The sequence below is a fragment of the Pseudonocardia sp. ICBG1293 genome (assembly GCF_020131355.1).
Lineage (GTDB): Bacteria > Actinomycetota > Actinomycetes > Mycobacteriales > Pseudonocardiaceae > Pseudonocardia.
This window is the reverse complement of sequence record NZ_JAHLEL010000065.1, coordinates 1-7,739: the sequence shown is the minus strand read 5'-3', so window position 1 is coordinate 7,739 and position 7,739 is coordinate 1. Positions and strand designations below refer to the sequence as shown.

Genomic DNA, 7,739 nt, shown 5'->3' with positions numbered 1-7,739 from the left:
CCGCCGCGCTCGACGGCGTCGTGCCGATGGTGGAGAAGGCGTTGCCGCGGACCTGACCGCGCCGCCCCGGTCGGCCGGGCCGCGGCGGGCCGGCCGTGCGGCCGTGGCCCGCCGTGCCGCCGGGCGGGCAGGCCGGACACCGACATGCAGCCGGGGGAGGCCTCGCGGGCCCGACGGGCCGGCCGCCGCCCGGCGGGCGGGGCGGAGCTCAGCCGGGGGTGCGGCGACGCCGGACGGCCGGGGTGAGCAGCAACAGCGCGGCCGCCGTCGTGCCGAAGGCGGCGGCGAAGCCGAACGGCTCGGCGATCGCACCGAGGCCGGTCGCGCCCAGGCCGGTCCCGGCGTCGTAGGCGATGTTCCAGGCGGCGCTGGCCGTGCCGTAGTGCAGCGGCCCGGCCGCGGCGAACAGCGCGACCATGGCGTCGTTCTGCACCAGCCCGAACCCGGTCCCGACGACGGCCGCCCCCGCCACCAGCAGGACCGCCGCGAACGGCGCCGCGAGCACCCCGAGCAGCCCGACCGCGGCGCAGGCCGTCCCGACCGGCAGGAGGGTGCCGGGTCGTCCGCTGCGGTCGGTGAGCGTGCCCGCGACGCCCCGGCCGACCAGCGCCCCCAGGGCGGTGGCGAACAGCGCGGCGGGCACCGCGACCGGGGCACCGGGGGCGGCGAGCGGGGCGAAGGTGATCACACCGCCCTGCGCGGTGGAACAGCCCAGCATCGCCAGCACCGGCGCGGCGGGGAGCCGCCTGCGGGGCTCGCGGGGGTGCGGTCCGACCTCGTCGCGGCGGGGAGCGCGAGCCCGCCGGGGACCCCGCAGGAACGCCACCACCAGCGCCGCGGCGACCGGGGTGATGCCGGCCAGCAGGAACACCCCGGTGAACCCCCACCGCGTCGACGACCGCGACGCCCGCCGGCAGGAACAGCAGCTGGGGCAGGCCGACCGCGTAGCCGTAGCGCGCCGAGGCCCGCCCGTGCGCGGACGGCTCCACCAGCTCCGCGACGAGCGCGCTCCCGGCGACGGTGGCCATTCCGAACCCGACCCCGCGGACCGCGGAGACGGCCAGTACCGGACCGAGGTCGGCGGTCAGCGCGAGCAACGGCGTCGGGAGCCCGAGCAGCAGCGACCCCGCGACCAGCACCGGACGGTGTCCGACCCGGCGCAGCATCGCGGGCACGAGCAGCTGGGTGCCGACGGTGACCGCCATCAGCACCCCCGTGCTCAGCCTCGCGCCGAACTCGCCGGACCCGCCCCGGGACACCCACAGCGGGACGACCGGGAGCAGCAGGGCGTAGCCGCCGAACGCCAGTGCGGTCGCGGCGAGCAGCAGGCGGAACGGGAGCGACGACAGCGAGCGGGGCACGCCCCACCGTGTCAGACCGCAGTGGCCCCGGCCCGCCCCTCCCCGGATCCGGGACTCGGCCGTCCGCCGGGGTGAGTTCCGACGCCGTTCTCCGAGCCGACGCTCCGCCCTGCCCGCACGAGCGGCCCGCGCTGCCCGCGTGGCCCGGGGGCGGGCGGTCCGGTCGCCGGGATGCACCTCAGCGGAGCGGGAGTGGGGGATCTCCCCGGCCCGCTGAGGTGCGTCTCGGCGCCGGAGTGCGCGCCCGGGTGCAGCGCAGGGATGCCGACGGTGCCCCTGCACGACCCCTGGGGTGCTGCTCGGCGGGGGACGGCGGGGCGATGTGCAGCTCCACGGGGAACGGCCGCGGCCCGGCCTCTCGGGGTGAGGGGCCGGGCCGCGTCGTTGCGTGGGGGTCAGGACCCGTTGCGGATCCATTCCTCGAGGTGGGGTGCCTCGTCGCCGATCCTGGTGGAGTCGCCGTGCCCGGTGCGGACCCGGGTGTCGGCGGGCAGCGTGAGCAGGGTGGTCCGGATGGACTCGATGATGGTGTCGAAGCTGGAGTAGGAGCGTCCGGTCGCGCCGGGACCGCCCTGGAACAGGGTGTCGCCGGTGAACACGATGCCGAGCTCGGGGGCGTAGAGGCAGGACGAGCCCGGCGAGTGACCGGGGGTCTGCAGGACGGTCAGGTCGATCCCGCCCGCGGTCAGGACCTGCCCGTCGGCCAGCTCCCGGTCCGGGCTTGCGGTCGGGCCAGGTCATGTCCCAGAGGACCAGCTCGGCCGGGTTGAGCAGGATCGGCGCGCCGAAGCGGTCGGCGAGGGCGGGGCGCCTGGTTGACGTGGTCGTCGTGGGCGTGGGTGCACACGACGGCCTTGACCGTCCGGTCGCCGACGGCGGCGGCGATGGCGTCGGCGTCGTGGGCGGCGTCGATGACGAACACCTCGCGGTCGTCGCCGACGATCCAGACGTTGTTGTCGACGTCGAAGGAGCCACCGTCGAGGTTGAAGGTGCCGGAGGTGACGACGTGGTCGATCGGGCTCGCCATCAGAGGATCACCACCGAACGCAGGACCTCACCGGAGTGCATCTTCTCGAAGGCGGACTCGATGTCGTCGATGCCGATCTCCTCGGTGACGAACTTGTCGAGCGGGAAGCGGCCCTGCAGGTAGAGGTCGACGTAGGTCGGGAAGTCGCGGCTGGGCAGGCAGTCGCCGTACCAGGAGGACTTGAGGGCGCCGCCGCGGCCGAAGTAGTCGATGAGCGGGATCGCGGGGGCCTGCAGGTCGGGGGTCGGGACGCCGACCAGGACCACGGTGCCGGCGAGGTCGCGGGCGTAGAACGCCTGCTCGTAGGTCTCGGGCGTCCGACCGCCTCGACGACCACGTCGGCGCCGTTGCCGTCGGTGACCGACCGGATGAACTCGACCGGGTCGGTGTCCTTGGCGTTGACGGTGTGGGTCGCGCCGAACCCCTTGGCCCACTCCAGCTTCCGTGGGTCGGTGTCGACGGCGATGATCGTGGTGGCGCCGGCGAGCGTGGCCCCGGCGATGGCGGCGTCACCGACGCCGCCGCAGCCGATGACGGCGATGGAGTCGCCGCGTCCGACCTGCCCGGTGTTGACCGCGGCGCCGAGACCGGCCATGACCCCGCAGCCCAGCAGCCCGGCGACCTTGGCCGGGGCGTCCGGGTTCACCTTGGTGCACTGTCCGGAGTGGACGAGGGTCTTCTCGATGAAGGCGCCGATCCCGAGGGCGGGGGAGAGCTCGGTGCCGTCGGTCAGGGTCATCTTCCGGGTGGCGTTGTGGGTGTCGAAGCAGTACTGGGGCCTGCCCTTCTTGCAGGCCCGGCACTGCCCGCAGACGGCGCGCCAGTTGAGGACCACGTAGTCGCCGGGCTCGACGTCGGTGACGCCCTCACCGACGGACTCCACGACGCCGGCGGCCTCGTGGCCGAGCAGGAAGGGGAACTCGTCGTTGATGCCGCCGAGCTTGTAGTGCAGGTCGGTGTGACAGACCCCGCAGGCCTGGATCTTCACCACGGCCTCACCGGGGCCGGGGTCGGGGACGTTGATCGTCTCGACGGTGACCGGCTCACCCTTGGCCCGGGCCACGACGCCGCGTACCTGCTGTGCCATTGCTCGTACTCCACTCGTCCTCGATGCCGCCCGCTCGGGACGGATGCTCGGATGGCGACTCTGGCATGAGTGACCGGACGGTGCCAGGTCGGCACGGGCCCTGCAACAGGTGTTTCCCCGTGTGCGGGAAGGGGGCGGCACCGGCCCACGGATCGCGTGGGCCGGTGCCGCCCCCGGGGGACCTCAGAAGTCGAAGTCGCCGCCCATGTCCATCCCGCCGTCGTCGAAGCCGGGGTCCTCGCCGGCGGCTCCTCCGCCGCGGCCAGGTCCTCGTCGGCACCGGCGTCGTCGAACATCGCGCCGGCGATCGCCGTGCCGATGAACGCGCCCGCGACACCCGCGAGCAGCGATCCGGCGATCATCCCGCCCATGCCCGGCCCGCGGCCGCCGCCGAGCGAGCGCTCCATGGTGCCGAGATGCGCATCCCGGCACCATGGAGCGCTCGCTCGGCGGCGGCCGCGGGCGGGCATGGGCGGGATGATCGCCGGATCGCTGCTCGCGGGTGTCGCGGGCGCGTTCATCGGCACGGCGATCGCCGGCGCGATGTTCGACGACGCCGGTGCCGACGAGGACCTGGCCGCGGCGGAGGAGCCGCCGGCCGAGGACCCCGGCTTCGACGACGGCGGGATGGACATGGGCGGCGACTTCGACTTCTGAGGTCCCCCGGGGGCGGCACCGGCCCACGCGATCCGTGGGCCGGTGCCGCCCCCTTCCCGCACCCGGGGAAACACCTGTTGCAGGGCCCGTGCCGACCTGGCACCGTCCGGTCACTCATGCCAGAGTCGCCATCCGAGCATCCGTCCCGAGCGGGCGGCATCGAGGACGAGTGGAGTACGAGCAATGGCACAGCAGGTACGCGGCGTCGTGGCCCGGGCCAAGGGTGAGCCGGTCACCGTCGAGACGATCAACGTCCCCGACCCCGGCCCCGGTGAGGCCGTGGTGAAGATCCAGGCCTGCGGGGTCTGTCACACCGACCTGCACTACAAGCTCGGCGGCATCAACGACGAGTTCCCCTTCCTGCTCGGCCACGAGGCCGCCGGCGTCGTGGAGTCCGTCGGTGAGGGCGTCACCGACGTCGAGCCCGGCGACTACGTGGTCCTCAACTGGCGCGCCGTCTGCGGGCAGTGCCGGGCCTGCAAGAAGGGCAGGCCCCAGTACTGCTTCGACACCCACAACGCCACCCGGAAGATGACCCTGACCGACGGCACCGAGCTCTCCCCCGCCCTCGGGATCGGCGCCTTCATCGAGAAGACCCTCGTCCACTCCGGACAGTGCACCAAGGTGAACCCGGACGCCCCGGCCAAGGTCGCCGGGCTGCTGGGCTGCGGGGTCATGGCCGGTCTCGGCGCCGCGGTCAACACCGGGCAGGTCGGACGCGGCGACTCCATCGCCGTCATCGGCTGCGGCGGCGTCGGTGACGCCGCCATCGCCGGGGCCACGCTCGCCGGCGCCACCACGATCATCGCCGTCGACACCGACCCACGGAAGCTGGAGTGGGCCAAGGGGTTCGGCGCGACCCACACCGTCAACGCCAAGGACACCGACCCGGTCGAGTTCATCCGGTCGGTCACCGACGGCAACGGCGCCGACGTGGTCGTCGAGGCGGTCGGACGCCCGGAGACCTACGAGCAGGCGTTCTACGCCCGCGACCTCGCCGGCACCGTGGTCCTGGTCGGCGTCCCGACCCCCGACCTGCAGGCCCCCGCGATCCCGCTCATCGACTACTTCGGCCGCGGCGGCGCCCTCAAGTCCTCCTGGTACGGCGACTGCCTGCCCAGCCGCGACTTCCCGACCTACGTCGACCTCTACCTGCAGGGCCGCTTCCCGCTCGACAAGTTCGTCACCGAGGAGATCGGCATCGACGACATCGAGTCCGCCTTCGAGAAGATGCACTCCGGTGAGGTCCTGCGTTCGGTGGTGATCCTCTGATGGCGAGCCCGATCGACCACGTCGTCACCTCCGGCACCTTCAACCTCGACGGTGGCTCCTTCGACGTCGACAACAACGTCTGGATCGTCGGCGACGACCGCGAGGTGTTCGTCATCGACGCCGCCCACGACGCCGACGCCATCGCCGCCGCCGTCGGCGACCGGACGGTCAAGGCCGTCGTGTGCACCCACGCCCACGACGACCACGTCAACCAGGCGCCCGCCCTCGCCGACCGCTTCGGCGCGCCGATCCTGCTCAACCCGGCCGAGCTGGTCCTCTGGGACATGACCTGGCCCGACCGCAAGCCCGACCGGGAGCTGGCCGACGGGCAGGTCCTGACCGCGGGCGGGATCGACCTGACCGTCCTGCAGACCCCCGGTCACTCGCCGGGCTCGTCCTGCCTCTACGCCCCCGAGCTCGGCATCGTGTTCACCGGCGACACCCTGTTCCAGGGCGGTCCCGGCGCGACCGGACGCTCCTACTCCAGCTTCGACACCATCATCGAGTCCATCCGGACCACCCTGCTCACGCTGCCCGCCGACACCCGGGTCCGCACCGGGCACGGCGACTCCACCAGGATCGGCGACGAGGCACCCCACCTCGAGGAATGGATCCGCAACGGGTCCTGACCCCCACGCAACGACGCGGCCCGGCCCCTCACCCCGAGAGGCCGGCCGCGGCCGTTCCCCGTGGAGCTGCACATCGCCCCGCCGTCCCCCGCCGAGCAGCACCCCAGGGGTCGTGCAGGGGCACCGTCGGCATCCCTGCGCTGCACCCGGGCGCGCACTCCGGCGCCGAGACGCACCTCAGCGGGCGGGGAGATCCCCCACTCCCGCTCCGCTGAGGTGCATCCCGGCGACCGGACCGCCCGCCCCCGGGCCACGCCGGGCAGCGCGGGCCGCTCGTGCGGGCAGGGCGGAGCGTCGGCTCGGAGAACGGCGTCGGAACTCACCCCGGCGGACGGCCGAGTCCCGGATCCGGGAGGGGCGGGCCGGGGCCACTGCGGTCTGACACGGTGGGGCGTGCCCCGCTCGCTGTCGTCGCTCCCGTTCCGCCTGCTGCTCGCCGCGACCGCACTGGCGTTCGGCGGCTACGCCCTGCTGCTCCCGGTCGTCCCGCTGTGGGTGTCCCGGGGCGGGTCCGGCGAGTTCGGCGCGAGGCTGAGCACGGGGGTGCTGATGGCGGTCACCGTCGGCACCCAGCTGCTCGTGCCCGCGATGCTGCGCCGGGTCGGACACCGTCCGGTGCTGGTCGCGGGGTCGCTGCTGCTCGGGCTCCCGACGCCGTTGCTCGCGCTGACCGCCGACCTCGGTCCGGTACTGGCCGTCTCCGCGGTCCGCGGGGTCGGGTTCGGAATGGCCACCGTCGCCGGGAGCGCGCTCGTCGCGGAGCTGGTGGAGCCGTCCGCGCACGGGCGGGCCTCGGCGCGCTACGGCTACGCGGTCGGCCTGCCCCAGCTGCTGTTCCTGCCGGCGGGCGTCGCGGTCGTCGACGCGGTGGGGTTCACCGGGGTGTTCCTGCTGGCCGGCATCACCCCGGTCGCCGCGGCGCTGGTGGTGGCGTTCCTGCGGGGTCCCCGGCGGGCTCGCGCTCCCCGCCGCGACGAGGTCGGACCGCACCCCCGCGAGCCCCGCAGGCGGCTCCCCGCCGCGCCGGTGCTGGCGATGCTGGGCTGTTCCACCGCGCAGGGCGGTGTGATCACCTTCGCCCCGCTCGCCGCCCCCGGTGCCCCGGTCGCGGTGCCCGCCGCGCTGTTCGCCACCGCCCTGGGGGCGCTGGTCGGCCGGGGCGTCGCGGGCACGCTCACCGACCGCAGCGGACGACCCGGCACCCTCCTGCCGGTCGGGACGGCCTGCGCCGCGGTCGGGCTGCTCGGGGTGCTCGCGGCGCCGTTCGCGGCGGTCCTGCTGGTGGCGGGGGCGGCCGTCGTCGGGACCGGGTTCGGGCTGGTGCAGAACGACGCCATGGTCGCGCTGTTCGCCGCGGCCGGGCCGCTGCACTACGGCACGGCCAGCGCCGCCTGGAACATCGCCTACGACGCCGGGACCGGCCTGGGCGCGACCGGCCTCGGTGCGATCGCCGAGCCGTTCGGCTTCGCCGCCGCCTTCGGCACGACGGCGGCCGCGCTGTTGCTGCTCACCCCGGCCGTCCGGCGTCGCCGCACCCCCGGCTGAGCTCCGCCCGCCCGCCGGGCGGCGGCCGGCCCGTCGGGCCCGCGAGGCCTCCCCCGGCTGCATGTCGGTGTCCGGCCTGCCCGCCCGGCGGCACGGCGGCCACGGCCGCACGGCCGGCCCGCCGCGGCCCGGCCGACCGGGGTCGGCGCGCCGTCGAGGTC

General features: G+C 74.8%; 5 protein-coding genes and 3 pseudogenes. 4 read left to right on the top strand and 4 right to left on the bottom strand.

All coding sequences use genetic code 11. The features are described 5' to 3' along the window. Positions 1-208 precede the first annotated feature (208 nt). The 4 genes and pseudogenes from KPF47_RS39440 to KPF47_RS35385 all read right to left on the bottom strand — a co-directional run bounded on the left by KPF47_RS39440 (position 209) and on the right by KPF47_RS35385 (position 3,475). Positions 209-871 carry an MFS transporter gene (locus KPF47_RS39440; protein WP_308015577.1) on the bottom strand — a complete coding sequence of 221 codons (663 nt, stop codon included), beginning with the start codon at positions 869-871 and terminating at the stop codon, positions 209-211. An 82-nt stretch (positions 872-953) separates the two neighbouring features. Next, positions 954-1,778: pseudogene (locus KPF47_RS39435) on the bottom strand (MFS transporter); the annotation flags it as partial. After that, positions 1,757-2,388 (bottom strand): annotated as a pseudogene (locus KPF47_RS35390) (MBL fold metallo-hydrolase). The pseudogenes KPF47_RS39435 and KPF47_RS35390, both read right to left, overlap by 22 nt. Then, positions 2,388-3,475, bottom strand: a pseudogene (locus tag KPF47_RS35385) (S-(hydroxymethyl)mycothiol dehydrogenase). Before KPF47_RS35385 ends, KPF47_RS35390 begins: the two co-directional pseudogenes overlap by 1 nt. 477 nt (positions 3,476-3,952) lie before the next feature. Here KPF47_RS35385 and KPF47_RS35380 point away from each other — a divergent pair. The 4 genes from KPF47_RS35380 to KPF47_RS35365 all read left to right on the top strand — a co-directional run bounded on the left by KPF47_RS35380 (position 3,953) and on the right by KPF47_RS35365 (position 7,578). Further along, positions 3,953-4,132: a hypothetical protein gene (locus KPF47_RS35380; RefSeq protein ID WP_224392886.1), complete on the top strand. Its 180-nt coding sequence runs from the start codon at positions 3,953-3,955 to the stop codon at positions 4,130-4,132. 183 nt (positions 4,133-4,315) lie between these two features. Then, on the top strand, positions 4,316-5,404 hold the full coding sequence (locus KPF47_RS35375; RefSeq protein ID WP_224392508.1) for an S-(hydroxymethyl)mycothiol dehydrogenase: 1,089 nt from the start codon (positions 4,316-4,318) through the stop codon (positions 5,402-5,404). Further along, the gene (locus KPF47_RS35370) at positions 5,404-6,033 is read left to right on the top strand and encodes an MBL fold metallo-hydrolase (protein WP_224392509.1); all 630 of its coding nucleotides are present in this window, start codon (positions 5,404-5,406) and stop codon (positions 6,031-6,033) included. Before KPF47_RS35375 ends, KPF47_RS35370 begins: the two co-directional genes overlap by 1 nt. Positions 6,034-6,426: 393 nt before the next feature. Next, a complete protein-coding gene (locus KPF47_RS35365) occupies positions 6,427-7,578 on the top strand; it encodes an MFS transporter (RefSeq protein ID WP_224392510.1) in 1,152 nt (383 codons plus the stop codon). Positions 7,579-7,739 lie beyond the last annotated feature (161 nt).

What these genes read in the sequence shown, in the direction of transcription:
- KPF47_RS35380 (WP_224392886.1), top strand. Translation starts at nt 3,953, where the DNA reads ATGATCGCCGGATCGCTGCTCGCGGGTGTCGCGGGCGCGTTCATCGGC.
- KPF47_RS35375 (WP_224392508.1), top strand. Translation starts at nt 4,316, where the DNA reads ATGGCACAGCAGGTACGCGGCGTCGTGGCCCGGGCCAAGGGTGAGCCG.
- KPF47_RS35370 (WP_224392509.1), top strand. Translation starts at nt 5,404, where the DNA reads ATGGCGAGCCCGATCGACCACGTCGTCACCTCCGGCACCTTCAACCTC.